This is a genomic window from Bradyrhizobium sp. Kon56 (genome assembly GCF_055807635.1).
The window spans coordinates 1-486 of record NZ_JBVVOU010000150.1; the positions used below are offsets into that span (position 1 = coordinate 1).

Genomic DNA, 486 nt, shown 5'->3' on the forward strand with positions numbered 1-486 from the left:
GGTACGACCACGTCGGCTATTAACAAGTCATAGCGTGGGCGATCTTCAATTAGCTCTAGTGCTTGGCTCGTGCAGATAGCAACGTCCAGACGCCCAAATAGACCTTTATCTTTGAGCAGGGCAAGGAGTTTCCCTTTTTTTGCCGGGTCGTCTTCTAGCAAAAGTATGTCAAGAGGCATTTTTTTTCTCTAAAATTGATCTAAGATTAGATTCGATGCGAAGCTCCCAGTCAGAGAATGCTGAATCAAAATATACGGTATCTAAAAAGGTGTTAGGGAAGTCCTTTTTCAGCTGTTTTGATAGCTCTGTTAGCCCCAAGCTTTTCGATCCCTCGCTGAATACTGGATACGATGTCACTACTAGAGTAGGAATCTCCATTTCATAGCGTTCAAGGGTTTCGAAGACCTCAATGCCTCCAAAAGGTCTAGGAGTACCACCACGTTCTCTCGATTCGATGTCATACGTAGGTAAAGACATATCAGCAAT

1 protein-coding gene is annotated in these 486 nt (G+C 43.8%); it reads right to left on the minus strand.

Going from position 1 to position 486, the window contains the following annotated elements; all coding sequences use genetic code 11:
- Positions 1-168: 168 nt before the first annotated feature.
- The coding region (locus AC0L3B_RS38370) for a hypothetical protein (RefSeq protein WP_473382786.1) at positions 169-486 on the minus strand (318 nt) is incomplete at its 5' end.